Here is a 24,157-nt window from a genome sequence, read left to right as displayed (position 1 = left end):
CTCGGCTGTTCGGCGCGCGCTCGTGTCTTCGCTCCCTCCTCGTCAGTCCGGACACGAGCGCGCGCCGAACGGATCACTGAGCGGCTTCACAAGCGCCATGAGCGGGGCTTGGGACACCAGGCTCAGGCCAGCGCCTCGTCGGCCTTGCGCTGCGCGGTGGTGGCGAACTCGCGCAGCATGTCCAGCGACGCGTCAGCGCCGTGCAGGGTGACGGTGCTGAAGTAGTCGTTCGTCCGGTAGAAGAGCGTGTAGAACTCCAGCTGGACGTCCTCGTTGCTCGCGGTCACCATGAACGCGCGGGAGTTCTCGCCGACGGGCTCCAGGTCCAGGTTCTCGATCTCGTAGGTGAAGGTCTGCGAGCTGTCCTCGCCGGCCTGGATGGTGGCCTGGTAGGTCAGGCAGTTCTCCGCCGGGCGGGTGTTGACCGCGGTCTCGGCCGCCTCCGGGGGCGCGGCCACCAGCACCTGCGTGATGGACGTGGTGTCGTTGTCGAGCACGGCGACGGCGGCGGGCGCCTCGCGGATCTCCGGCAGCCGGCTCCACGCCTCGGCGGCGTCCTGGCACTCCGGCTTGTCCAGCTCCACCCGCTCGCGGGCGGCGTCGTTGGCCTGGACGATGGCCAGCTCCCCGTAGACGCCGTCCTCCAGGTTCTCGCCGGCCGCCGTGCCGCTGAACTCCGTCATCAGCGCCGACCGCAGGTCACCGGAGCTGTGGGAGGGCGCGGCCGTGGCGGCCTGGGCGCTCTCCTCGCTGGCGTCGTCGCCGCAGCCCGCCAGGGTCAATGCGGACAGTGCTGTTACCGTCACTGCGAGTAGTTTGCCTGGGCGTGCCATATCGGATCTCCTCTGTCGCTGGCAGGATGTGCGTGATCTCGCGGGAGGCCGGCCGTGGCGGCCGTCCGGCCCGCCGAGGTAGGTGAGCGCGGCCCGCCGGCTGACGGTGTCACCGGGGCAGCGGGGCGCCTAGTGTGGGGTGGAACACGGAAAGGTGGGAGGACGATGGGGTCCGAGCAGGCGGCGCGCTACTTCCGTGGCGTCCTGGACACGATCGCCGCGTACCAGCCGGGTCGCACCGCCGTCTCGCCGGACGGCCGGTCCTACAAGCTGTCCTCCAACGAGTCGCCCTACGATCCACTCCCTTCGGTGGTGGAGGCCATCGCCGCCGCGGCTCGCGAGGCCAACCGCTACCCCGACAACGGCGCCACCGGGCTGACCGCCGCGATCGCCCGCCGCTTCGAGGTGCCCACCGACCACATCGCCGTGGGCTGCGGCTCCGTCGGGGTCACCCAGCAGCTGCTGGAGGCGGTGGGCGAACCCGGCAGCGAGGTGGTCTACGCGTGGCGCTCCTTCGAGGCGTATCCGCTGCTGGCCGACCTCGCCGCGGCGACCTCGGTCCGGGTTCCGCTGCACGACGAGACCCACGACCTCGACGCGCTGGCGTCGGCCATTACAGAGCGTACTCGTCTGGTTCTCGTCTGCAACCCGAACAACCCAACCGGCACCGTCGTCGGCGAGCCGGAGCTGAGCGCCTTCCTGGACCGGGTGCCCTCCCACGTGCTGGTGGTGCTGGACGAGGCGTACCGCGAGTACGTCCGCGACCCCGCCGTGCCCGACGGCCTGGAGCTCTACCGCGAGCGCCCGAACCTCGCCGTGCTGCGCACCTTCTCCAAGGCCTACGGCCTGGCCGGGCTGCGGGTCGGCTTCATGGTGGCGCACCCGCAGGTGGCCGGGGCGGTCCGCAAGACCATGCTCCCGTTCGCCGTCAACCACATCGCGCAGGCCGCGGCGGTCGCCTCGCTGGCGGCCGAGGACGAACTACTCAAGCGGGTGGAGGCGGTGGTGGCCGAGCGCACCCGGGTGCGCGAGTCGCTGCTGGCCGACGGCTGGGCGGTGCCGCCCACCGAGGCGAACTTCGTCTGGCTGCGGCTGGGCGAGCGCACGGTCGACTTCGCCGCCGCCTGCGCCGAGGCGGGCGTCTCGGTGCGGCCCTTCCCTGGCGAGGGGGCGCGGGTCTCCATCGGCTCCCCGGAGGCCAACGACATCTTCCTGGCCGTGGCCAAGGGCTACCGCCGCCGCAAGCAGGCCGCGCCGGCGCTCTGAGCCGGCCGGAGCGGTCCTAGCGGCCGGTGCCCGGGGTCTGGTCCAGCTTCTCCACGATCAGCCGGTAGAGCTGGCGGGGGCGGCCGGGCTGCGGGGTTCGGTTGGGCGGCAGCGGCCAGGCGAGGCCGTCGTCCACCAGCCCGCGCAGCAGCCGCCGCGCGGTGCGGGGCGTCACCCCGAGCATCCGCCCGGCGTTCTCGGCGTCCACCACCAGGGGGGCGTCGTCGGCCTTGAGCGCCTCGGCCAGCCGGGCGAGGGTGTCCAGGCTCTTGGGCCGGTCGGGCTGGGCCAGCCGGCCCGGGTTGCGCGGCGCCGGGATGAGGGTGCGGCCCTCGCGGTCGACGGCGAAGCCCGACGCCTGCCGCGGCGCCTGCGCCCGCACCAGCGCCGCCCTGGCGTGCATCTCGGCCTCGCTGGCGGTGCGGCCCATGCCGATGCCGACCTCCACCGCGATGCCCAGCTCGCTCCTGATCCGCTCGACGAACGGCGGGGTGCGGAAGCCCTCGGTGGGGCCGGCCAGCGAGCCCCGGGTGGCGGTGACCAGGAAGGTGTGGTCGTCGATCGGCCAGGCGGTGGCGTGCACGCGGTGCGCCTCCTGCACCAGCAGCCGGTGCAGCGCCAGCCGCAGCTCCTCGCGCCAGTACCGGGGCGCCGAGCGGCGCGGCGACTCGCGCAGGGTGGGCACGTCGACCACCACGATGGCCAGCTGCGCCTCCTCCAGCCGGTGGTGCGCGCCGAGCAGCCCCGCCGTCTGGAGGGTGGAGCGGATCGCGGCGGTGGTCGGCCGCAGCCGGACGGTGGGCACCCCGGCCGCCTCCAGGCGGTCGGCCACCCCGCGCACGCAGGTGAAGGCCATCTGGGTGGACTTGCGCCGCCACAGCCGCTCGTGGAAGCCGGCCAGCGCGCTGGCGGTGGCGACCTCCTCGCGCGCCTGCAGGCCCTCGGTGGGCAGCCCGACCTCGGTATAGGTCTCCTCGATGTCGGAGCGGGCCAGCACGTCGAAGCTGGCCCGGGTGGGGTCGAAGCGGTCGTCCAGGGTGGCGCGCAGCAGCGCCTCGTGCAGGCTGGCGCCGGTCAGCGGCACGTAGGTGGCCGGCATCGTGAGCGCGCCCGCCTTGCGGGCGTACTCGTAGGGCACCGGGCTGGCGAACAGGCAGGCGTCGAGGTTCACGCCCAGGCGCGCGACCTTCTCGGCCGCCTCCTGCTCATCGCGGAACGCGGCGGCGACCAGCCGTGCGTTTACCGGTCCGGCGGAGCTGTGGCCCATCAGCATCACGCGCTCCACCACATCATGTGGGCCGACAACGCCGATCGTCAGATCGTTGGCACGTTGCGCGCTCACCTGAGGCAGCTCCCCAATACCATTTTCAACTCTCCACTTGATCGGCGGCGCACAACCGGCAGAACCTGTCGCAGCGCGCCTCTGGCGATCGTACCCACCGTTCGCCCGCAATGTAGATGATGTTTCAAAGCCGCCCATGCAGACAGAAAAAAACCGGGATGGGCGGAGAGCCGACCATCCCGGAATGCAGAGCCTGATAACGATTAACTAGATCATTTCGCGGGTGATATCCGCGCCGAGCGCCGAGAGGCGTTCGGCGAGATGCGCGTGGCCCCGATCCACCAAATAGCCGGGCGCCACCACCGTCTCGCCTTCGGCGACCAGACCGGCCAGCACCAGCGAGACGCCGGTGCGCAGATCGTGCGCGATCACCTCGGTGCCCCGCAGCTGCATCGGGCCGTGCACGATCGCCCGGCTCCGCTCCACCTCGATCTTCGCGCCCATCTTGTTCAGCTCGTCCACCAGCGCGAAGCGGCCGTCGTAGATGTCCTCGCGGATGTAGCTCTCGCCGCCCGCCAGGCAGGCCAGCGCCATCAGCGGCGACTGGAGGTCGGTGGCGAAGCCGGGGTAGGGGCAGGTGACGGCGTTGATCGGCCGCAGCGGGCTCTCCCGGCGCACGTGCAGCACCGCGCCCTGCTGGGTGAACTCCACCCCCATCTGCTCCAGCTTCCAGCGCGCCACGCCCAGGTGCTCCAGGTGCGCGCCCACCAGGCTGATCTCGCCGCCCGTCGCCGCCGCGGCCATGGCGAAGACGCCCGCGTCGATGCGGTCCGGCATGATCGTGTGCTCCACGGCCGTCAGCTCGGAGACGCCCTCGACCGTGATGAAGCCGGTGCCGCCGCCGCTGATCCGGGCGCCCATCCGGGTCAGGAAGTTGATGACGTCCAGGACCTCGGGCTCCAGCGCGGCGTTCTCGATCACGGTGGTACCGGGCGTCAGCGCCGCGGCCATGATCAGGTTCTCGGTGCCGGTGTGCGAGGGGGTGTCCAGGTACAGGTGCGCGCCGGCCAGCCGGCCCACGGTGATGTTGATGACGTTGTTCAGCTCGTCCTCGGACACCTCAGAGCCCAGCCGGGCGAAGCCCCGGTAGTGGAAGTCCAGGTTGCGGCTGCCGAGGTTGCAGCCGCCGACGCCCTCGATGACCGCGGAGCCCAGGCGGTGCAGCAGCGCCGGCACGAAGAGCACGGAGCCGCGGAACCGGCGCGCGATCTCGGCCGGCAGCACCGGGCTGGTCAGCTCGGACGCGTCGATCACCAGGGTGCGCTCCGGCTCGTGGAACTCGACCTTGGCGCCGATGGCCTGCGCCAGTTCGAGCGCGCGCCGCACGTCCTCGATGATCGGGACGTTGCGCAGCACGGTGCGGCCCTTGGACGCGAGCAGGGACGCGCCGATCATCGGCAGGACCGCGTTCTTCGCGCCCTGGATGAAGGCCGTGCCCTGGAGAGGACGGCCTCCACGCACGCGGTACCGGACCTCCTGGCCCATGCTCATATCGCGATCGCTCCTTTGTGATGCGCTGTTTGGTGGCGGCCGCCCGGCGGTTCGCCGAGGGGCGGCGGTGCGGTCTCCGTGCGCCGTGGCGGACCGGATCCGTGTCCGACCGTGCGCCGCCACGGAAGTGGTGAGAAGGCGACGCGGGCGACACCGGATGGCTTCCGACGTGCGGACCGACGTGCACCATTGTCCGCCATCGGCGGATGCCGACGGCCGGGGCGGGACGCTTCGCGCGGGTTCCGCCGCCCACTGAGACGTTCCCACCTTACGCCGGGGCCCCGCTCGTTCCGGCCTTTTCCGGCCAGGCCGGTCGTTCCGTTTCGGTTGGTCGCGGGCCGATCACTGACAAGTCGGACACCGCGCGCCCGGGCGTGTCACACCGGCCGCGACCGGTCGCGCTGCGTGGGCAGGCAAGATCGACTTCAGGCCGGGGCGGCGTCGCCGGTGAGCCGCCGGTAGACCTCGCGGTAGGCGCCGGCCGTGCGCTCCACCACGGCGTCGGGCAGCGGCGGCGGCGGGGTGCCGCCGGAGCGGTCCCAGCCCGACTCGGGCGAGCCGAGCCAGTCGCGAATGTGCTGCTTGTCATAGGACGGCTGCGGTGCGCCCGGCCGCCAGCGGTCGGCCGGCCAGAACCGGGAGGAGTCGGGGGTCAGCACCTCGTCGGCCAGCACGGGGGTGCCGGTGGAGTCCAGGCCGAACTCGAACTTGGTGTCGGCCAGGATGACGCCGCTGCGCTCGGCGATGTCGCGGCCGCGCCGGTAGAGGTCGAGCGTCAGCCCGCGCAGCCGCTCGGCCAGCGCCGCGCCGTGCCGGGCGGCCACCGCCTCGAACGGGATGTTCTCGTCGTGCTCGCCGACCTCGGCCTTGGTGGCCGGGGTGAAGAGCGGCTCGGGCAGCCGGGAGCCGTCGGTCAGCCCCTCGGGCAGCGGCAGCCCGCACACGGTGCCGCCGGCGCGGTACTCCGCCAGGCCGGAACCGGTCAGGTAGCCGCGCGCCACGCACTCCACCGGCACCATCTCCAGCCGGCGGCAGACCAGGGTGCGGCCCTCCCAGTCGGCCGGGGCGCCGGGCGGCGGCACGTCGGACAGCAGGTGGTTGGGGACCAGGTCGGCGAGCTGCTCGAACCACCACAGCGACAGCTGGGTCAGCAGCCGCCCCTTGCCGGGGATCTCGGTGGGCAGCACCCAGTCGTAGGCGGACACCCGGTCGCTGGCCACCATGACCAGCTCGCCCGCCGCGGTGGCGTACAGCTCGCGCACCTTGCCGGTGTGCAGATGGGTGAGGCCCGGAACCTGGACCGGTTCCGGCTTGGTCGTGAACCCGCTGATGGTGTCCCCCGGAGATCGCCTGCCGCACGTCAGCGCCGATTCTGCCACCCGGCCCGCGCGGCCGCGAAACGGCCCGCGTCAGTACGGGTAGGGCTGCTGCGGCGGGCCGTACGGGCCCGGCTGCGGGTGCTGCGGCGGCTGGCCGGGGTACTGGGGCACCGCGCCCGGGTAGGGCGGCGGCTGCTGCTGGGTGGGCGCGTGCTGCGGGTACGGCTGCTGCTGCGGCGGCATCGGCTGCTGCGGGTGGGGGTGCGGCCCCGGCGCCGGCCCGCCGGCCCGCTGGGCCACCTCGGCGGGCGAGGGGAAGAACGCGTGCACCTGGTCGCGGATGAAGCCCATGACGGCCGCCCCGACGAACTGGGTGCCGGTCCAGGTGTGCACCTGCCCGGTGCCCACGTCGACCAGCACGGGCCGCAGGGTGGAGCCGAAGCTCATCTGGGTGGGCGCCGCGGCGCGGGTCTGCGCGTCGGGGTCGGAGCTCTCGGCGATGATCCCGGCCACCGTCACCACCCCGGTGGTGAAGCCCCGCCCGCCGCCGACGGCCGCCTTGGCGTGGTTCTGCGCCTGGAGCCCGAAGTTGGTGACGGCGTGCCCGCTGGCGTGGCCCAGCTCGCACACCACCACGTACACCTGCATCGGGCTGAGCGCGAGCGCCGCGAAGTCGCTCTTCACCCCGACCAGCGCGTGCATCGGGCCGACCTGCTGCTCGTAGATCCGCGCGCCCCTGCCCTGCATCCGCTGCGCGACGGCGTCGACATACTGCCTGGTACTGATCACAAGACACCCCCGACAGGCGCGTTCATGGTGGTTTGCGCCTGCCAGCGTACGCCTACAGCCGCCCGGAACGCCCGGGTTCAGGGTGAGAACGGCTCGGCCGGTTCCGGCACACCGCCGCCGCGTCCGGTACCGCCTGGATGATCAGCGAGCCCACTCGTCCCGCAGCGCTTCGAACGGGCACGTCATCGGGACCGCGTGCGACGGCCAGGCTGATGGGGGCACGGGCCTAGGCGGGACCGGCCCCGTCCGCCGCCGCCCGGGCGATGTCGGTGCGGTACTGGGCGCCGCGGATGCGGATCTGGCTGACGGCGGCGTAGGCGGCGGTGCGGGCCTCGGTGAGGTCGGCGCCGGAGCCGACGACGTTGAGGACGCGGCCGCCCGCGGTGACCAGGCGGCCGTCGTCGTCCAGGGCGGTGCCGGCGTGCAGCACGTAGGCGCCGGCCACGTCGTTGGCCTCGGCCACGCCCTCGATGAGGTCGCCGGTGGCGGGCTCGGCTGGGTAGTTCTCGGCGGCGATGACGACGGAGACCGAGGCGCCGGGGCGCCAGCTGACCGAGCGGACGCCGCCGAGGGCGCCGGTGGCGGTGGCCATCAGCAGGCCCGCGAGCGGGGTGTCCAGGCGGTCGAGGACGACCTGGGTCTCGGGGTCGCCGAAGCGGGCGTTGAACTCCACCACCCGGGGGCCGGCCGAGGTGAGCGCCAGGCCGGTGTACAGCACGCCCTGGAAGGGGATGTCGCGCCTGGCCATCTCGGCGACGGTGGGCACCACGACGCTGCGCATCACCTCGTCGACCAGCTCGGCGGAGGCCCAGGGCAGCGGGCAGTAGGCGCCCATGCCGCCGGTGTTGGGGCCGGCGTCGCCGTCGAGGGCGCGCTTGAAGTCCTGGGCGGGCAGCAGCGGCAGCACGGAGGTGCCGTCGCTCAGCGCGAACAGCGACACCTCGGGGCCGTCGAGGTACTCCTCGACCACCACCCGGTCGGTGTCGGCGGCGTGGCGCTCGGCGGCCTCGCGGTCGTGGGTGACGACGACGCCCTTGCCCGCGGCCAGGCCGTCGGCCTTGACCACGTAGGGCGGGCCGAAGGCGTCCAGCGCCTCGGCCACCTCGCCGGAGTTCTCACAGGTGCGCGAGGCGGCGGTGGGCACGCCCGCGGCGTGCATGACCTCCTTGGCGAAGGACTTGGAGCCCTCCAGCCGGGCGGCGGCGCGGTCGGGGCCGAAGCAGGGGATGCCGGCCCGGCGCAGCTCGTCGGCGACCCCGGCCACCAGCGGCGCCTCGGGGCCGATGACCACCAGCTCGGCGCGCAGCCGGCCGGCCAGCTCGGCGACGGCGACGGGGTCGGTGGGCCGGACGACGTGGTTCTCGGCGAACACCGAGGTGCCGGGGTTGCCCGGCGCGCAGTGCAGTTCGGTGACCTGGGGGTCGCGGGCCAGCGCGCGGGCGATCGCGTGTTCGCGGCCACCGCCGCCGAGTACGAGGACCTTCACGGGGGAAGCCTATTGCCTCCCCGGACCGCGCGACGGCCCTGGGGCGCGGCCGTCAAGCACCTGTGCACAAGCGCGCGCCCGCCCGCCTCCCTGTCAACAGAACCCCGTTCGGGCGGTGCGCGCGGGCGGGGCACCACGGGAGAATGGTGAATCAGGGGGCTCCCCCTACGACGGGCGGCCGGCCGGTCGGCCGTCGCTGCTCGCGGCCGGCTCGCGGGCGGCTCGTGGCCGACTCTCGGACGGTTCCGCGCGCAGCTCCGGACAGCCCTCGGACGCTTCCCGAGCAGCTCCCGGGCTGCTCCCGGGCGGCTGCCGTACGGCTCGCGGCCGGCTCGCGAACGCGCCGAGACGACCTGCGCCGGAGCGTGCAATGCGGTGTTTCGTCCCGGCCGGGGACGGTCGCTGTGTTAGCCTTGACAGGCCCTTGAGGCTCGTCGTCCACGGCGGCGAATCGGCGCGCGACGGCGCACCGGCCCCCATTCTTGGCAGTGCCGACCCCGGCAGGCGGTCGCGGCCCACCGGGGGCGACCACGCCCGGCCACGGGCGTGCCGGACGTACCCAGCGCGGTACCGGATCCGAGGAGGTGGTCAGCGTGAATCCTGGCGATCCCAGCAGTAGGACCGGCGGAACGCTCTTCCGTCTCCCCGCCGTCAGCCAGCCCGATCCGTCGTCCGGCCGCCCGGTCTTCCGCGCCGCCCCCGGTTCTCCGCCGGGGCGCTGAGCGCGTCGCCGCGCGCACCGGACGGGAAGGAGCCTCCGGTGCGTTCTGGAAACACCCTCTTCACCACGCTGAACCGGTCCGCCCGCCTCGACCGCGCCGGGCGGCCCGCCCGGCCGCTGCGCGTCAGCGCGGCGCGGCCGCTGGGCGCCGACCCCCGGCTGCGCGGCGACCGTCCCGGCCTGCCCGCCTCCGTCATCGACTGCGCCGCCTACGTCGGCGGACGGCGGCTGGACGCCGCGGACGTCGCCGAGGCGGTCCGCCTGGTCCGCGCGGCCGGCGCCGGCGCGGGCGCCTTCGTCTGGGTCGGCCTGCACGAGCCGCACGCCGACGAGCTGGCCGAGCTGGCCACCGTCTTCGACCTGCACAAGCTGGCCGTCGAGGACGCCGTGCACGCCCACCAGCGGCCCAAGCTGGAGCGCTACGACGACACCCTGTTCAGCGTGGTCAAGACGCTGCGCTACCGCAGCGACAGCAGCGAGGTGGTCGAGAGCGGCGAGATCATGGCCTTCATCGGTCCCGACTTCATCGTCACCGTCCGCCACGGCGAGCACTTCTCGCTGCGCCCGATCCGCCGGGCGCTGGAGGCCGACGCCGAGCTGCTGGCCCAGGGCCCGGCGGGGGTGCTGCACGCCATCGCCGACCGCGCCGTGGACGACTACCTGTCCATCGCCGACGCCCTGCAGGAGGCGCTGGACGAGGTGGAGTCGAGCGTCTTCGCCCCTGAGCGCAGCAATGACGTGGAGCGGATCTACCAGCTCAAGCGGGAGCTGATCGAGCTGAAGCGCGCCGTCGCGCCGCTGATCCAGCCGATGCGCGACATCGTCGAGCGCGAGCTGGTGCCTGAGGAGATGAGCGAGTACTTCCGCGACGTGGAGGACCACCTCACCCGGGTCAAGGAGCACGTCGAGGCCTGCGACGAGCTGCTGACCTCGATCCTCCAGGCGCACCTGGCGCAGGTCACCGCGGCCGAGAGCCAGGACCAGCGCCGGATGACAGCCTGGGTAGGGCTGTTCGCGGTGCCCACCGCGATCGCCGGCATCTACGGCATGAACTTCGACCACATGCCGGAGCTGAACTTCCGCTACGGCTACCCGCTCACCGTGCTGGCCATCGTCGGGGTCTGCGTGTTCATGTGGTGGCGCTTCCGCCGCAACGGCTGGATCTGAGCCGCCGCCCCGCGGTGGCCCGATCCGGTCGGCGGGCGGGCGTTTGGCCGCACGCCGGGCGGTCACACCCAGGTCATGGGCGGGCGCGACGGGTTCACCGGCGCCGCCCGGCCGCGGCGGCGCCGGGTGGCGCGGTGGCTGCGCGCCCGCGTCGACGACGTCATCGAGGACGGCGGCCTCATCCTCTGCGCCGCCCTGTTCGCCGGACTGATCGCCTTCGGCATCTGGTCGGACCGCTCGGACGCCGAGGACTCCGACTCCGGCGCCTCCGGCTCCGGTACGGGCTCCGGCCACCAGCCGCCGTCGCAGCACTGGCAGCCGCCGCCGCAGCCCGCGCAGCCGCCGCAGTTCCACGGCTCCTACGGCTACGGCAGCGTGACCGGCGGCCGCCGCTGAGGCCGTGACGGCCCCGGCGGCGCCGGGCTCACACCAGGGTGTGCAGCTCCAGGGTCTGCTCGCGGCCAGGGCCGACGCCGATGGCGGAGATGCGCGCCCCGGCCATCTCCTCCAGGGTGCGCACGTACACCTGCGCATTCTTGGGCAGTTCGGCGAAGTCGCGGACGCCGCTGATGTCCTCGGACCAGCCCTCGAGGTACTCGTACACCGGCTTGGCGTGGTGGAAGGCGGTCTGGGTGAGCGGCATCTCGTCGGTGCGCTCGCCGTCGGCCTCGTAGGCGACGCACACCGGCACCCGCTCCAGCCCGCTGAGCACGTCGAGCTTGGTGAGGAAGAAGTCGGTGATGCCGTTGACCCGGGTGGCGTAGCGGGCGATCACCGCGTCGAACCAGCCGCAGCGGCGGTTGCGGCCGGTGGTGACGCCGTACTCGCCGCCGACGCTGCGCAGCCGCTCGCCCATCTCGTCGAGGAGTTCGGTGGGGAAGGGCCCGGCGCCGACGCGGGTGGTGTACGCCTTGAGGATGCCGATCACCTTGGTGATGCGGGTGGGGCCGATGCCGGCGCCCGCGCAGGCGCCGCCCGCGGTGGGCGAGGAGGAGGTGACGAAGGGGTAGGTGCCGTGGTCGATGTCGAGCAGGGTGCCCTGCGAGCCCTCCAGGAACACGGTCTTGCCGGCGTCGAGCGCGCGGTTGAGCACCAGGGTGGTGTCGGCGACGAACGGGCGCAGCCGCTCGCCGTAGCCGACGTACTCCTCCAGCACCGCGTCGATCTCGATGCCGCGGCGGTTGTAGACCTTGGTGAGGACCTGGTTCTTGTCGCGCAGCGCGAGTTCGAGCTTCTGGCGGAGGATGCCGGGGTCGAAGAGGTCCTGCACCCGCACCCCGATCCGGGCGATCTTGTCGGCGTAGGTGGGGCCGATGCCGCGCCCGGTGGTGCCGATCTTGGCCTTGCCCAGGAAGCGCTCGCTCACCTTGTCCAGGGCCCGGTGGTAGGGCATGATCAGGTGCGCGTTCGCCGAGATCAGCAGCCGTTCGCAGCTCACCCCGCGGGCCTGGAGCCCCTCGATCTCCCCGAACAGCACCCCGGGGTCGATGACCACGCCGGGGCCGATCACGGGCACGACCTCGGGGGAGAGCACCCCCGACGGGAGCAGGTGCAGGGCGTAGTGCTGGTCGCCGATGACGACGGTGTGGCCGGCATTGTTGCCGCCCTGGTACCGGACGACGTAGTCGACCCGGTCGCCGACAAGGTCGGTGGCCTTCCCCTTGCCCTCGTCACCCCACTGGGCCCCGATCAGCGTGATCGCCGGCATGCCCGCGCACCCCTCTTCCTCCGTCGGGGCCCGGCGCTCGCGCGCCGGGGCTCCGACAGGCCGAAGCCCCTGTTCGCGACGCGGCAGGGGCTCTTACACAAGGAGGGTACCCGAGGAAGGGAGGGCTGTTAAGGAGCGGTACGCCCCGGTGGCCGGCGCCCCCGGGGTCAGGACTCCGCGCCGCCCAGCGCCGCCTCGGCCGCCTCGCTGCTGTCGCGCAGGAACTGGCGGCAGCGCTCCGCCTCGCCGGTCTCGCCGATGGCCTCGGCCGCGCGGCCCAGGGCGTGCAGGCTGCGCAGGAAGCCGCGGTTGGGTTCGTGCTCCCACGGGATGGGGCCGTGGCCCTTCCAGCCGGCGCGGCGCAGCCGGTCCAGGCCGCGGTGGTACCCGGTGCGGGCGTACGCGTAGGACTCCACCACCGAGCCGGCCGCGAAGGCGCGGTCGGCCAGCGCGGCCCAGGCCGCCGACGACGTGGGATGCGCGGCCGCGACCTCGGCCGGATCGGTGCCGGTGGCGAGCGCGTCGTCGGCCTCGGGCTCCTCGGGCAGGTGGGTCGGCGGCGGCCCGCCGAGCAGGTTCTGGCGCTCGAAACTCATGCGACCATCCTGCCGCACCGGGCGAGCGCGGCCCACTCCGGCCGTCTGACCGGCTGACCGGGTGCGGCCGGGCCCCGGCTCGTAGACTCCTGGCAGGGGACGGGAAGATCTCGTAGGAGGACCGCGAAGTGAGCGCCTGCCCGCAGGGTGGACAGCACGACTGGGTGTACGACGCCTACCACCGCAAGTACACCTGCGCCAAGTGCGGTGCGCAGAGCGCCAGAGCGCTGTTCTGGCCGTCAGCCTGGTTCGGGCGCCTGGGCCGGTAGCAGCGAGCCCTCCGCCACGACCTTCCCGCCCTGGCAGGCCCGCCACGTGATCGGGCTGTCGGTGAAGTCGGCCGCGCCCTGGGCCCAGCTGCGCAGCGGCGCGAACGCGTCCGGCCCGTCCGCGGGCAGCACGGTGCGGCCCCGGTAGACGATCGAGCCGATCCGCAGCACCTCGCCGTCGCGCAGCAGCTCGGTGTCGTACTCGTCGTGGCTCAGGTTGCGCATGCCCTGATGCTAGCCAGCCGGGCGGCGCGCGTCCGGGGATCGGCGCCGCGCCGGCACGGCGGCGCGGACCGGTGCCGCCGCACCGCCCGCGCCGCGCCGACCGGACATCCGGCCGCTACTTCATCTTCTGGCCCGCCGACTTCAGCGACTGGGCCGCCTCCACCACGCGAGCGGCCATGCCCGCCTCGGCGGCCTTGCCGTAGGAGCGGGGGTCGTAGACCTTCTTGTTGCCCACGTCGCCGTCGACCTTCAGCACACCGGTGTAGTTGGTGAACATGTGCTCGACGATCGGGCGGGTGAAGGCGTACTGGGTGTCGGTGTCGATGTTCATCTTCACCACGCCGTAGTCGATGGCCGCCCGGATCTCCTCCAGCGAGGAGCCGGAGCCGCCGTGGAAGACCAGGTCGAAGGGCTTCTCCTTGCCGTACTTGGCGCCGACGGCCTTCTGGATCTCGTCCAGCACCTCAGGGCGCAGCTTGACGTGGCCCGGCTTGTACACGCCGTGGACGTTGCCGAAGGTCAGCGCGGTGATGTAGCGGCCCTTCTCGCCCAGGCCCAGCGCGGCGGCGGTGGCGAAGCCGTCGTCGGGGGTGGTGTACAGCTTCTCGTTCATCTCGCCGACGATGCCGTCCTCCTCACCGCCGACCACGCCGACCTCGATCTCCAGCACGATGTGCGCCGCGGCCGCCTGGGCGAGCAGGTCCTCGGCGATGCGCAGGTTCTCGTCCAGCGGCACCGCGGAGCCGTCCCACATGTGCGACTGGAACAGCGGCTCCTGGCCCTTGGCGACCCGCTCCTTGGAGATGGCCAGCAGCGGGCGGACGAAGCCGTCGAGCTTGTTCTCCGGGCAGTGGTCGGTGTGCAGCGCGATGTTCACCGGGTACTTCTCCGCGACGACCCGGGCGAACTCCGCGAAGGCGACCGACCCGGTCACCATGTCCTTGATGGTGCTGCCGGAGAGGAACTCCGCACCGCCGGTGGACACCTGCACGATGCCGTCGCTCTCGGCCTCGGCGAAGCCGCGCAGCGCCGCGTGCAGCGTCTGACTGGAGGTGACGTTGATAGCCGGGTAGGCGAAACCCTGGGTCTTCGCCCGGTCCAGCATCTCGGCGTAGACCTCTGGGGACGCGATGGCCATGTTCTACTCCCTGTGATCGGATGTCACCCGTGGTCGAGGTGTGGTCTAGTCCTCTGCGGCCAGTATTGCGGAGTCGGCAGCCGCGCGGAAACGCGCCGGTCGGCCAGGGTGGGCGGCGCTCGGGCCGCCGTAGGGGTCCGGGCGGCGGCCGGACCGCCGCCGGGCGGGCGTCCGCTCCGACGCCGCGAAACAACCCTACGGAAAGGCCCGGCCGAAATTTCCGCCGGGTGGAACGGTCCGCACCGTATCCGGATAATGGCGGTGCACTAATGCCGTGGGGTAGTGGCAATGTCACCGTTCGAGGCGGTCGAATCCGGCCGTCGATATTTCCGGGCCCCACACGCTACATTCGGTGCCGTGGGACGTCATCGACCTGATCCGGGCGGCGGCGGCCGATTCGCCTTCGTCATTGTCGCGGGCGTCGTGCTGCTTGCGCTGCTGGCCATCGGCGCCACCGCCATGCTCGGCCTGTTCTCGGCCGACGGCGGTGCGTCCGCCGAGGCGGTCGGCGGCTCGGAGTCCGAGCTCTCGGGCGCCGCGGCGTCGGCTCAGGGCCACTCCCTGTACATCCGGGTCACCGGCGAGTCCACCAGCCTGTTCGTGCGCGTGCCCGGCGGCGACGTGCTCAGCGACACCACCGTGCACAGCGGCGAACTGCTCGTCTTCGACCAGGACGAACTCGACGTCACCATCGGCGACCCGGCCGCCGTCGAGGTCTACGTGAACGGCCGCCTGGTCGACATCGCCGACCAGCCGCCCGACTACAGCTTCACGGTCACCCGGCGGGAGTGAGCGGGGAGCGCGCGAGCGCTCAGGAGCCGTCCAGGCCCAGGTCCTCGGGGGTGTAGGCGCTCAGGTAGCGCAGCCCGGCCTCCTCGACGCGCCCGCGTGCGCCGCGGTCGAGGATGACGGCGACCGCCACCACCTCGGCGCCCGCCTCGCGCAGGGCGTCCACGGCGGTCAGCACGGAGCCGCCGGTGGTGGAGGTGTCCTCGACGGCGAGCACCCGCCGCCCGGACACCTCGGGCCCCTCCACCCGGCGCTGCAGGCCGTGGGCCTTCTCGGACTTGCGCACCACGAAGGCGTCGAGGCGGCGGCCCCGCGCCGCGGCGGCGTGCAGCATGGCGGCGGCCACCGGGTCGGCGCCCAGGGTCAGGCCGCCGACGGCGTCGAAGTCCAGATCGGCGGTGAGGTCGAGCATGACCCGGCCGGCCAGCGGCGCCGCGGCGGAGTCCAGGGTGATCCGGCGCATGTCGACGTAGTAGTCGGCCTCGCGGCCCGACGACAGCACCACCCGGCCGCGCACGACCGCCTTCGCCGTGATCTCGGCCCTCAGCCGCTCGCGGTCGCTCATGGCTCCGACCTTAGACGATCACGCCCCCGCGCCCGGCGGTGGCACAGTGGTGACCGTGCCTGCCTCGCCTCCCACGCCACCCGCCCCGCCGCCCGCCTTCAGCGAACCCGTGGGGCCCGCCGCCCGCGCGGGCGCGGTCGCGGTGCTGCTGCACAGCCCGCTCGCCACCGCCGAGACCTGGGGCGCGCTGCCCGAGCGGCTGGCCGCGGCCGGCCTGCCCGCGGTCGTCCCCGCGGTCGCCGACGACGACCGGCCGCCCTACGCCGTCCGCTACGTGGCCCGCGCCGCCCTGGAGATCGCCGCGGCCGGGCTCACCGGGCCGGTGCTGCTGGTCGCGCACGGCGACGCGGGCCCGCTGCTGCCGGCGATCGCGGCGACCCAGCGCGCCGCGCACCGCCCCGTGGCCGGCTACGCCTTCGTCGACGCCGCGCTGCCGCGTGCGGGCGCCTCCGACCGCTTCGACCTGCTGGACGCCCAGCGGCCGGGGGAGTCGCGCGCACTGCGGGCCCGGCTGGACTCCGGCGGCACCCACCCCGACGGGCCCGCCCCGCCGGCCGGCGCCCTGCGCCCCCGCGGCGCGGACTTCTTCACCGAGCCGCTGCCGCTGGTCCAGGACTGGCCGGACGCGCCGGCCGGCTGCCTGCGCACCTGCCCGGAGGGCGACGCCGCCGCCCGGCAGGCGCGGCTGCGCGGCTGGCCGGTGGTCGAGCGCGATCTCGGCCCGTGGGCGGCGGCCGCCGCGCCCGGCGCCACCGCCCGCGCGCTGGTGGAACTGCTCGGGCTGCTGTGAGCGGTGCGGGACCGGGCGGGCTCAGCCGCCGAGGTTCGCGCTCACCTTGGTGATCCGGCCGTGCTGGTCGAAGACGATCCGCACCGAGCAGCCCGGGCGCTCGCCGACCAGCTCGTCGCGGTCCTTGCGGGTGATGGTGAAGCCGTACCTGGTCAGGTAGCCCCAGGCCGTCTCGAAGTGGTCGTGCGGGAAGAGCTCCACGCCCCGCACCAGGTGGCGCGGCATCGCGACGCGGTCGAACTCGGCCAGCGGCACCGCGGGGTCGTCCACCAGCAGGTAGACGCGTGCGCCGGTGCCCGCCGTCACGCCCGCGTAGCCGCGCCCGTACAGCGCGCCCATGGCGGCCATCATCAGCCGCTCGGCCGCCAGCCGGGGATCGGCGAACTCCGCCAGCTCCAGGCGCGGGGTGGTCAGCTCGGGAGCGCCGATCCGCTCGCCGATCTCCCGGAGCCGCCTGCTCGCCACCGCGCCGGGGGAGTCCGGCGGGAAGGTCTGCTCGTTCGCCCAGGCCCACAGCCAGCTGGCGTCGGTGCCCAGGGAGCCGAGCGGCGAGACCCGCACGGTGACCGCTCCCTGCCGGAGGGTGCCCTCGATGAGGTTCACATTCCAGTCGGCCGCGGGCTGGTAGGAGTTGTACGTCTCCACCTGGACGGGGACCGTCGCCGCGTGGCAGGCGCCCAGCCACTCCAGCCGCGGGCCGAACCAGCGCCGCCCGTCCGGTGCCGGTCCGCCCGCGCCGTGCCCGGAACCCGTGTTCTGCATCGATGCCCGCCGTTTCGTCCGAGGTGTGGCGGCCGGCGCGCAGCGCCGGACCGCCGCCGTCACGCGGCGGCAACGGTCCGGCGCGGGTCATCGTTCCCGCCCTAGGCGGCCGGTTCCGGCTGCGCGTCCGCGGCGGGCCCCCGGCGGCCGCGGCCGTGGTTGAACAGCAGGTTGAGCGCGATGGCGCAGACGCAGCCCGCGCTGATGCCGGAGTGCAGCACGGTCTGCGCCCAGGCGGGGAAGGCGTCGTAGAAGCCGGGGACGCCGACCGGGAGCACCCCGACGGCCACCGAGACGGCGACGATCAGCGCGTTGGAGTTCCCGGTGAAGGGCACCTCGGCCAGGGTGCGCACGCCCTGCGCGGCCACCGTGCCGAACATGACCAGGCCCGCGCCGCCCAGCACCGGGGCGGGGATCAGCGCCACCACCTCGCCCAGCTTGGGGAAGAGCCCGAGCAGCACCAGGATGCCGCCGGAGCAGGCGACGACCCAGCGGCTGCGCACGCCGGTCAGCGCCACCAGGCCGACGTTCTGCGCGAAGGCGGTGTAGGGGAAGGTGTTGAACACCCCGCCCAGGGCGGTGGAGAAGCCGTCGGCGCGCAGGCCGTCGGCGACCATCCGCCGGTCGGCGGGGCGGCCGGTGATCCGGCCCACGGCGAGGAAGTCGCCGGTGGTCTCCGTCATCGCCACCAGCATCACCACCAGCATCGAGATGACGGCGCCGATCTCGAACACGGGCAGGCCGAAGTGGAACGGGGTGCTGACCCCCAGCCAGGCGGCCTCGGCGACCGGCGCGAAGTCGGCCATGCCGAGCGGCAGCGCCACCAGGGTGCCCGCCGCGATCCCGAGCAGCACGCCCACCCGGCTCCAGAAGCCCGGCAGGAAGCGCTGCGCCAGCAGGATGAGGACGAGGACGCCCGCGGCCAGCGCGATATTGCGCGGCGCGCCGAAGTCGGGCGCTCCGGCGCCGCCGGCCGCCCACCGCCCGGCCACCGGCAGCAGCGAGATCCCGATGATCAGGATGACCGTGCCGGTCACCACCGGCGGGAAGAAGCGGATCAGCCGGGCGAAGTACGGCGCGGCCAGCACGGCGGCGACCCCGGCCAGGATCACCGCCCCGTAGACGGCCGGCAGCCCGCCGCCGGTGGTGACGATGACGGTCATCGGGGTGACGGCGGCGAAGGTGCAGCCCTGCATGATCGGCAACCGGATGCCGAAGCGCCACACGCCCACGCACTGGATGAGGGTGGCCACCCCGGAGATGAGCAGGTCGGCGTTGATCAGGTAGGCGATGTCGGCGGAGTCGAGCCCGGCGGCGCCGCCGACGATGAGCGGGACCGCCACGGCGCCCGCGTACATGGCCAGGACGTGCTGCAGGGCGAGGGTGAGCAGCCGCATCGGCGGCGGCCGCTCGTCGACGGGGTGGACGACCTCGGCGGGGGCGTCCGGCCGGTCCGCTCCGGTGTGCATGCGTGCCTCCCTGAAGGTCCGCCGGGCGGCGGCGCAGTGCCGAACGCAACCGCCAATTAACCCGGTGGAAACCCGGATAAATCATTGTCGTCTAGAATGTGCCGCCAATTTCAGTCGATTCGATGATCAAATAATGAATGGCGACAATGATGCCACGGCGCCCACCCGCAGGGAATACGCCGGAAGGGGTGATCTCGCTCGGGTCGAGGGAGCGGGACGGGAGGCGGGGGCGGCGCGAAAACGCGGCCGGCGGACGGGCCGCCCCGCAATCCGCCGCACCGGCCGCAATAACGGCGATCGGGAATAGGCGCCGGCGATCGGGAGGCGAGGGGGCCGGAAGGGGAATCGGAGGGCCGCGACACGCGGCGGCCGGGGCGCGTGCGCCGCACGCCCCGGCCGCGTCGCCCGCCGCTTCGGCGCTAGACCCGGCGCCCCAGCAGGCCGAGCAGCCGCTCCTGGGCGTCGGCGTCCTCGGGCACCGGCACGGGCTCGCCGAAGGAGCCGCTGCCGGCCCAGGCCCCTGCCTGCGGCGCCGCCCAGGTGTAGAGCGCCTCGGCCAGCTCGGTGTCCATCTTCTCGTCGTAGCCGACGGCCCGGGCCAGGTCCCAGCCGTGCACGGCCAGGTCCAGCGTCATCTGCCAGCAGTAGACGCCCGCGTCGGCGAGCCCGGAGGACAGGTGCACCCGCCGCGCCAGCACCCCGGGCCACAGCCAGGCCGCCCGCGCCTCGCTCGCCGCCGTGCGCCACGCCGTCACCGGGTCGTCGCCGAGCTGGTCGCCGTCGTAGCGGTCGCCCACGTCCTCAAGCGTCTCGCCCTTGAGCAGATGCGGCACCCACAGCTGCTCCGCGACCATGTGGCCGAGCAGCCTGCGCACGTCCCACTCGGCGCACGGGGTCGCGGCGTGCCACTGGTCGGGGCCGATGGCGTCCACGCGCTCGTCGAAGCCGGCGAGCGCCCTCCCGTGCAGATCAAGCAGACCAGACATGATCATCCCTTCCGTCTCGGGGCCCGGACGGCGCTGGGACGGCCCTGGCGCGGGCGCCCGTCCCGGTCCGTCGGCCGGGCCTCCTGGGCTTCCCCTACCCCGAGCGGCGGGCGCTGACCGGTGCGCGGCCCCACCCGGCCGGGGCCGGTGTGACGAGGCTCGCCCGGACCTTTTCCGCCCTGGCGTCCCTGATGGGTGGTTCGCGGAGCGGCCGCGCCTAGAATGATCGGCGGAACGGCGGCGAGGCGCGGGTTAGGGCGATCGATGTTGCGGACTCCGAAGTGAGCGCCCCCTCGGCCGTACCCGGATCCACCGCCCCAGCCCCCTCCCGCCCCGGCGCACCCCCGCTCGGCGGCGGCCGCGCCTGGCTGGTGTGGGGGATCGGCGCCCTCGTCTACTGCCTCACCATGTTCCACCGCAACAGCCTGGGCGTGGCCGCGCTGGAGGCGCAGCAGCGCTTCGACGTCGGGCCCGCCCTGCTGTCGCTGCTGCCCATGCTCCAGCTGCTGGTCTACGTGCTGCTCCAGGTCCCGGCCGGCATGGTGGCCGACCGCTTCGGCCCGCGCCGGATGCTCACCTTCGGGCTGCTCGCGGGCGCGTCCGGGGTGCTGCTGTTCGCCTGGGCGCCCGGGATCGAACTGGCCTTCGCGGCTAGGATCCTGATCGGGCTCGGCGACGCGGTCGTCTTCCTCAGCGTGATGCTGCTGGCCGCCGCCTGGTTCCCGCGCCGCTGGTACCCGGTGATGGCCAGCCTGCTCGGGCTGGTCGGCGGCCTCGGCCAGGTGGTCAGCGCCGGCCCTCTCGACCTGCTGCTGCGCGGCGTCGGCTGGACGGCGGCCTTCACCGCGGCCGGGCTGGTGAACGTGCTGCTCGGCGCGGCGGTGCTCACCCTGGTGCGCGACCGCCCGGTGCCGGTCCCGGCCAGGGCCGGGCGCCGCTCGGCGCTGGCCGGGCTGCGCACCGCCTTCAGCACGCCCGGCCCCCGGATCGGCATGGCCGTGCACTTCATGATCATGAGTCCGTTCACTATGCTCGCGGTGCTGTGGGGCTACCCCTTCCTGGTCGAGGGCGTCGGCCTGGAAGCGGCCAGGGCCAGCGGCCTGCTCACCGCGGTCGCGCTCATCCCGCTGCTGCTGGCCCCGGTGGCCGGGCTGGCCATCGGCCGGTGGGCGCCGGCGCGCTCGTTCATCGCACTCGGCGCCGGGATCGCGCTGAGCACCGGCTGGCTGCTGCTGGTGTCCTGGCCCGGCGGGCCGCCGCCGCTGCCGGGCGTGGTGGCCATCCTGGTGGTGAGCGCGGCCTTCGCCGGGATCGCGCCCGCCGTCGCCTTCGACTTCGCCCGCGACGGCGTGCCGGTCGAGCGGATCGGCGCGGTGTCGGGCGTGGTGAACACCAGCGGCTTCATCGCGGTCACCATCGGCACGGTCAGCGCGGGCGTGCTGCTGGACGTCCTGGGCGGCGCCGAGCGCGACGGGCACGCCTTCCAGGTCGCCTTCCGGCCGATCACCGGGCTGGTGCTGGCGGCCACGCTGCTGCTGGCCGTGCTGCTGTGGCGGGCGCGGCGGGCCGCGCGGGCCTCAGTCGCGGATCACGACGGTGCCGGCGAGGCGGTCGCCGAGCCGCTGGTGGTAGCGGCCGACGGCCATCGAGACCAGCCCGACCAGCGCCAGGTCCACCGGGAGCAGCAGCCAGCGGACCAGTAGCCGGCCCAGCCCCACCGGGGAGCCGTCGGCGGCCACCACCCGCACCTGGGCGAGGCGCATGCCCATGGTCTGGCCGCGCGCCCGGCTCGGCCGGATCACCCAGTACCAGAGGTAGGAGCCCAGGGCCACCAGCCCCACCAGCACGGCGGCCACCGACAGCTGCACCGGGCCGAGGCTCGCGGTGTCGCCGATCGGCACCAGCACCAGCAGCAGGGCGAGCACGACGGGCGCGCCCGAGGAGGCGACCAGGTCGACCAGGCACTGGGCGGCGCGTCTGCCGACCACGGCGGTGTCGCGGGGGGTCGGCGTGCGCAGCCGGTACGGCGCCGGGGCCTCGGCTCCGGGGGGCGGCGCGCCGCCGACACGGCGCAGATAGTCGTTGTGCTCGGTCAGTTCGAGGTCGAGCTGTTCCGCGGTCTCGCGCGCCATCGCCACCTCCAGCCAGTGCAGCCGACGTATCGCCACCGGGCGAACACCCACATCCGTACCCGCCCTCGGCGCCGGTCCGGCGGTGCGGGTGTTGCGCTCTGGTGAACTCTGGGGTGCTGATACCCAGGGTGCGCCGATCGGACGCCCCTTGATCGACACCGATTGCGCGGCGGCCGGCGTCCGGCGGCCGCACTCCGTCAGGTCCGGCCGACCTGTGTCGCGCCGCCGTCGAGCGGGGTGCGAGCGGCCGCTGTCACCTTGGTCACGTCGGCGGTGTCGCGCGTTGGCAGACAAGCTACTGGCGAGTAGCATTCAGGTGATCCTACTCGTCAGTAGAGCTGGCACCCGGTGGCAGAACAGAAGCGGAGCGCCCCCATGACCCACTACAGGAGCAACCTCCGTGACCTCGAGTTCAACCTCTTCGAGGTCTTCAAGCGTCAGGACGTCCTCGGCGACGGACCCTTCGCCGAGGTCGACGAGGACACCGCGCGCAGCGTGCTGGACGAGGTGAACCGGCTGGCGACCGGTCCGCTCGCCGCGAGCTTCGCCGAGGGCGACCGCACCCCGCCCGTGTTCCACCCCGAGACCTCCACCGTCACCATGCCCGAGGGCGTGAAGCGGTCCTACCAGGCGTATATGGACGCCGAGTGGTTCCGGGTCGACCTCATCCCCGAGCTGGGCGGCCTCGGCGCCCCGCGCAGCCTGGCCTGGGCCGTCGGCGAGCTGGTCCTGGGCGCCAACCCCGCCGTGCACATGTACTCCGCCGGGCCCGCCTTCGCCGGAGTGCTCTACAAGGAGGGCACCGAGGCGCAGCGCCGCTTCGCCGAGCTGGCGGTCGAGCGCAAGTGGGGCGCCACCATGGTGCTGACCGAGCCCGACGCCGGCTCCGACGTGGGCGCCGGCCGCGCCCGCGCCGTCCAGCAGGCCGACGGCACCTGGCACATCGAGGGCGTCAAGCGCTTCATCACCTCGGGCGAGCACGACATGGCCGAGAACATCTTCCACCTGGTGCTGGCCCGCCCCGAGGGCCACGGCCCCGGCACCAAGGGCCTGTCGATGTTCCTGGTGCCCAAGTACCTGGTGAACGAGGACGGCACCCTCGGCGAGCGCAACGGCGTCTACGCCACCAACGTCGAGCACAAGATGGGCCTGAAGGCCTCCACCACCTGCGAGCTGACCTTCGGCGCCGAGCACCCCGCCGTCGGCACCCTGGTCGGCGACCGCCACGACGGCATCCGGCAGATGTTCCTGATCATCGAGCACGCCCGGATGATGGTCGGCACCAAGGCGATCGCCACCCTGTCCACCGGCTACCTGAACGCGCTGGCCTACGCCAAGGAGCGCCTGCAGGGCGCCGACCTGGCCAAGCAGGGCGACAAGACCGCGCCGCGGGTGCCCATCACCCGCCACCCCGACGTGCGCCGCTCGCTGATGCTGCAGAAGGCCTATGCCGAGGGGCTGCGGGCGCTGGTCTTCCACACCGCCTCCCAGCAGGACGCCGTCCAGCTGGCCGCCTTCCGCGGCGAGCGCGACGAGGCGGCCGAGGCCGCCAACGACCTGCTGCTGCCGCTGGTCAAGGGGGTCGGCTCGGAGCGCTCCTACGAGATGCTGGCCCAGTCGCTGCAGGTGCTCGGCGGCTCCGGCTACCTCCAGGACTACCCGGTCGAGCAGTACATCAGGGACGCCAAGATCGACACCCTCTACGAGGGCACCACCGCCATCCAGGGCATGGACCTGTTCTTCCGCAAGATCGTCCGGAACAACGGGCAGGCGCTCGGCGCGCTGATGGCCGAGATCAGGGACTTCGCCCAGGGCGGGGCGGGCAACGGCCGGCTCAAGGCCGAGCGGGCCCTGCTCGCCGAGGCCACCGCCGACGTGCAGGCCATCGTCGACGTGATGGTCACCGCCGCCGTCGCCTCGCTGGAGCGCGGCGAGGAGATCTACAAGGCCGGCCTGAACGGCACCCGGCTGCTGCTCGCCCTCGGCGACCTGGTGATCGCCTGGCTGCTCCAGCGCCAGGCCGAGGTGGCGCTGGCCCGGCTGGACGGAGCCGACGGCACCGCCCCCGCCGAGGGCGACGACCGCGCCTTCTACCAGGGCAAGGTGGCCGCCGCCCGGTTCTTCGCGCAGACCGTGCTGCCCCGGCTGGCCGCGGAGCGGCGCACCGCCGAGGCCGTCGACCTGGAGCTGATGGAGCTGCCCGAGGCCGCGTTCTAACCGCCGCGCCCCCCCCGCGCCCCCTCGCCGCCGGCGAGGGGGCGCGGCGCGTCCTTGCCCGGTCACCCGGCGTGCGCGCGAACCGCATGACGCCTGG

The 24,157-nt window shown here is 73.6% G+C and carries 21 protein-coding genes and 1 pseudogene; 7 read left to right on the top strand and 15 right to left on the bottom strand.

The window, feature by feature from the left end:
* Nucleotides 1-122: 122 nt before the first annotated feature.
* A complete protein-coding gene (locus tag CLV72_RS09835) occupies nucleotides 123-806 on the bottom strand; it encodes a hypothetical protein (protein WP_146159399.1) in 684 nt (227 codons plus the stop codon).
* A 192-nt stretch (nucleotides 807-998) separates the two neighbouring features.
* Between CLV72_RS09835 and hisC the strand changes: the two genes are divergently transcribed.
* On the top strand, nucleotides 999-2,099 hold the full coding sequence (hisC, locus tag CLV72_RS09830; protein WP_106243343.1) for a histidinol-phosphate transaminase: 1,101 nt from the start codon (nucleotides 999-1,001) through the stop codon (nucleotides 2,097-2,099).
* A 16-nt stretch (nucleotides 2,100-2,115) separates the two neighbouring features.
* Here hisC and CLV72_RS09825 read toward each other — a convergent pair whose 3' ends face one another.
* The 5 genes from CLV72_RS09825 to purD all read right to left on the bottom strand — a co-directional run bounded on the left by CLV72_RS09825 (nucleotide 2,116) and on the right by purD (nucleotide 8,526).
* Nucleotides 2,116-3,372 (bottom strand): transcriptional regulator, encoded by a 1,257-nt coding sequence (locus CLV72_RS09825; RefSeq protein WP_245930082.1) that lies wholly within the window; start codon nucleotides 3,370-3,372, stop codon nucleotides 2,116-2,118.
* A gap of 276 nt (nucleotides 3,373-3,648) precedes the next feature.
* Nucleotides 3,649-4,932 (bottom strand): UDP-N-acetylglucosamine 1-carboxyvinyltransferase, encoded by a 1,284-nt coding sequence (murA, locus tag CLV72_RS09820; RefSeq protein ID WP_245930044.1) that lies wholly within the window; start codon nucleotides 4,930-4,932, stop codon nucleotides 3,649-3,651.
* A 425-nt stretch (nucleotides 4,933-5,357) separates the two neighbouring features.
* Complete coding sequence (locus CLV72_RS09815; RefSeq protein ID WP_106243710.1) at nucleotides 5,358-6,263, bottom strand: phosphoribosylaminoimidazolesuccinocarboxamide synthase; 906 nt, start codon at nucleotides 6,261-6,263, stop codon at nucleotides 5,358-5,360.
* 78 nt (nucleotides 6,264-6,341) lie between these two features.
* A complete protein-coding gene (locus tag CLV72_RS09810; RefSeq protein WP_106243337.1) occupies nucleotides 6,342-7,040 on the bottom strand; it encodes a hypothetical protein in 699 nt (232 codons plus the stop codon).
* 226 nt (nucleotides 7,041-7,266) lie between these two features.
* Nucleotides 7,267-8,526 (bottom strand): phosphoribosylamine--glycine ligase, encoded by a 1,260-nt coding sequence (gene purD / locus CLV72_RS09805; RefSeq protein WP_106243333.1) that lies wholly within the window; start codon nucleotides 8,524-8,526, stop codon nucleotides 7,267-7,269.
* Between the two features lie 760 nt (nucleotides 8,527-9,286).
* Between purD and CLV72_RS09800 the strand changes: the two genes are divergently transcribed.
* Together CLV72_RS09800 and CLV72_RS09795 are read left to right on the top strand one after the other, a co-directional pair.
* Complete coding sequence (locus CLV72_RS09800) at nucleotides 9,287-10,414, top strand: magnesium and cobalt transport protein CorA (protein ID WP_245930043.1); 1,128 nt, start codon at nucleotides 9,287-9,289, stop codon at nucleotides 10,412-10,414.
* 75 nt (nucleotides 10,415-10,489) lie between these two features.
* Nucleotides 10,490-10,810 carry a hypothetical protein gene (locus tag CLV72_RS09795; protein ID WP_106243329.1) on the top strand — a complete coding sequence of 107 codons (321 nt, stop codon included), beginning with the start codon at nucleotides 10,490-10,492 and terminating at the stop codon, nucleotides 10,808-10,810.
* 28 nt (nucleotides 10,811-10,838) lie between these two features.
* On the opposite strand, the gene CLV72_RS09790 is transcribed toward CLV72_RS09795, so the two are convergent.
* From CLV72_RS09790 to fbaA, 4 genes are all read right to left on the bottom strand, one after another.
* A complete protein-coding gene (locus CLV72_RS09790) occupies nucleotides 10,839-12,122 on the bottom strand; it encodes an adenylosuccinate synthase (protein WP_106243325.1) in 1,284 nt (427 codons plus the stop codon).
* Between the two features lie 167 nt (nucleotides 12,123-12,289).
* Nucleotides 12,290-12,718 carry a DUF3151 domain-containing protein gene (locus CLV72_RS09785; RefSeq protein WP_106243322.1) on the bottom strand — a complete coding sequence of 143 codons (429 nt, stop codon included), beginning with the start codon at nucleotides 12,716-12,718 and terminating at the stop codon, nucleotides 12,290-12,292.
* A gap of 239 nt (nucleotides 12,719-12,957) precedes the next feature.
* A complete protein-coding gene (locus tag CLV72_RS09780; protein WP_106243318.1) occupies nucleotides 12,958-13,212 on the bottom strand; it encodes a hypothetical protein in 255 nt (84 codons plus the stop codon).
* A gap of 115 nt (nucleotides 13,213-13,327) precedes the next feature.
* The gene (fbaA, locus tag CLV72_RS09775; RefSeq protein WP_106243315.1) at nucleotides 13,328-14,350 is read right to left on the bottom strand and encodes a class II fructose-bisphosphate aldolase; all 1,023 of its coding nucleotides are present in this window, start codon (nucleotides 14,348-14,350) and stop codon (nucleotides 13,328-13,330) included.
* Between the two features lie 357 nt (nucleotides 14,351-14,707).
* Here fbaA and CLV72_RS09770 point away from each other — a divergent pair, with 357 nt between their 5' ends.
* Nucleotides 14,708-15,142 carry a RodZ domain-containing protein gene (locus CLV72_RS09770; RefSeq protein ID WP_245930042.1) on the top strand — a complete coding sequence of 145 codons (435 nt, stop codon included), beginning with the start codon at nucleotides 14,708-14,710 and terminating at the stop codon, nucleotides 15,140-15,142.
* Between the two features lie 19 nt (nucleotides 15,143-15,161).
* On the opposite strand, the gene pyrE is transcribed toward CLV72_RS09770, so the two are convergent.
* On the bottom strand, nucleotides 15,162-15,704 hold the full coding sequence (pyrE, locus tag CLV72_RS09765) for an orotate phosphoribosyltransferase (protein ID WP_106243307.1): 543 nt from the start codon (nucleotides 15,702-15,704) through the stop codon (nucleotides 15,162-15,164).
* A gap of 55 nt (nucleotides 15,705-15,759) precedes the next feature.
* Here pyrE and CLV72_RS32115 point away from each other — a divergent pair, with 55 nt between their 5' ends.
* The gene (locus tag CLV72_RS32115) at nucleotides 15,760-16,494 is read left to right on the top strand and encodes a hypothetical protein (RefSeq protein ID WP_170140931.1); all 735 of its coding nucleotides are present in this window, start codon (nucleotides 15,760-15,762) and stop codon (nucleotides 16,492-16,494) included.
* 21 nt (nucleotides 16,495-16,515) lie between these two features.
* Here CLV72_RS32115 and CLV72_RS09755 read toward each other — a convergent pair whose 3' ends face one another.
* The 3 genes from CLV72_RS09755 to CLV72_RS09745 form a co-directional block, all read right to left on the bottom strand.
* A complete protein-coding gene (locus CLV72_RS09755) occupies nucleotides 16,516-17,256 on the bottom strand; it encodes a DUF6882 domain-containing protein (protein WP_106243303.1) in 741 nt (246 codons plus the stop codon).
* A gap of 101 nt (nucleotides 17,257-17,357) precedes the next feature.
* On the bottom strand, nucleotides 17,358-18,725 hold the full coding sequence (locus tag CLV72_RS09750) for a nucleobase:cation symporter-2 family protein (protein WP_106243299.1): 1,368 nt from the start codon (nucleotides 18,723-18,725) through the stop codon (nucleotides 17,358-17,360).
* A gap of 419 nt (nucleotides 18,726-19,144) precedes the next feature.
* Nucleotides 19,145-19,711, bottom strand: coding sequence for a TIGR03086 family metal-binding protein (locus CLV72_RS09745; RefSeq protein ID WP_106243703.1), 567 nt, complete (start codon nucleotides 19,709-19,711; stop codon nucleotides 19,145-19,147).
* A 281-nt stretch (nucleotides 19,712-19,992) separates the two neighbouring features.
* On the opposite strand from CLV72_RS09745, the gene CLV72_RS09740 reads away from it, so the two are divergent.
* Nucleotides 19,993-21,414: an MFS transporter gene (locus tag CLV72_RS09740; RefSeq protein ID WP_245930040.1), complete on the top strand. Its 1,422-nt coding sequence runs from the start codon at nucleotides 19,993-19,995 to the stop codon at nucleotides 21,412-21,414.
* Here CLV72_RS09740 and CLV72_RS33165 read toward each other — a convergent pair.
* Nucleotides 21,370-21,843, bottom strand: a pseudogene (locus CLV72_RS33165) (RDD family protein); the annotation flags it as partial. The gene CLV72_RS09740 and the pseudogene CLV72_RS33165 overlap by 45 nt on opposite strands.
* Before the next feature lie 375 nt (nucleotides 21,844-22,218).
* Between CLV72_RS33165 and CLV72_RS09730 the strand changes: the two are divergent.
* Nucleotides 22,219-24,060: an acyl-CoA dehydrogenase gene (locus tag CLV72_RS09730; RefSeq protein ID WP_106243292.1), complete on the top strand. Its 1,842-nt coding sequence runs from the start codon at nucleotides 22,219-22,221 to the stop codon at nucleotides 24,058-24,060.
* Nucleotides 24,061-24,157 lie beyond the last annotated feature (97 nt).

This window comes from Allonocardiopsis opalescens, from assembly GCF_003002095.1.
Lineage (GTDB): Bacteria > Actinomycetota > Actinomycetes > Streptosporangiales > Streptosporangiaceae > Allonocardiopsis > Allonocardiopsis opalescens.
The sequence above is the reverse complement of the archived record's forward strand: the minus strand, read 5'-3'. Positions and strand labels throughout refer to the sequence as shown.